Annotated in this window: 1 protein-coding gene; it reads right to left on the bottom strand. The window is 42.4% G+C overall.

Annotation, left to right across the window (positions count from 1 at the left end; all coding sequences use genetic code 11):
• Window positions 1-19: 19 nt before the first annotated feature.
• Window positions 20-850, bottom strand: an 831-nt coding sequence (locus CBG10_RS08320) for an IS30 family transposase (protein WP_094512308.1), incomplete at its 5' end; no start/stop codon positions are given.

Here is an 850-nt window from a genome sequence, read left to right on the forward strand (position 1 = left end):
CCTGAAATGTCAATTTAAATTAGAAAAAAGGTGAAAGTTGTTCTTCTGTGACATGACTCAAGAATACTTCTAATGGTGTACGATAATTAAGAGATTTTCGTGGGATATTGTTGCGACGATGCATTAGCTGAGTGACTAGTTCGTCTGGTAAATCGCGAAAATCTAGCTTTTTACTAAGACCATCACGACGCAAGAGGCCGTTATTATTTTCGTTTAACCCTCGTTGATTGGGAGCACCGACTTCCGCAAAATAGGTGTGAAGATCATACTTATTGGCTGTTTCTCGCCATCCAGCAAATTCTTTCCCGTTATCAAAAGTAATTGATTTAACAAAGTGACGTGGCAGTTTAGCGAGCCATTGATCAAGCTGGCAATTCACTGCTTCGTCTGTTTTATGATGAATATTAAGGACAATCATTACTTTGGATTGTCGCTCTACTAGCGTCATTACCGCTCCGCGGTGAGCTTTACCTTGAACTGTATCAGCTTCAAAGTGCCCAAATTCATGTTGGTAATGCGGAAAATCACGATATCGTTGATAGATACTGCGTCCTAATTGGCCAGCTTTACCACGATGTTCCACATAGCCATTGGGATGGCGTTTTCCTTTCATCGGTAGCTGTTTAACGGAAAAGCCATACTGATTGCGGGCAAACATGCGATAAAGGGTGCGCATACTGCAGCTAATTGGGTGTTCATGACGACCAATAATAGTATCAGGAGTCCAACCTGCCTTGATTTGCGCATGGATATAGTTAACTTCGATAGTTGGCAGTTGGGTCTGCTTCCGACCACAACGACGCTTATGTCGCTGATAAGTCTGAAGATATTGGTCGATGGTTTTACCGTC

Origin of the sequence: Limosilactobacillus reuteri (assembly GCF_002254085.1) — a bacterium.
GTDB lineage: Bacteria > Bacillota > Bacilli > Lactobacillales > Lactobacillaceae > Limosilactobacillus > Limosilactobacillus reuteri_K.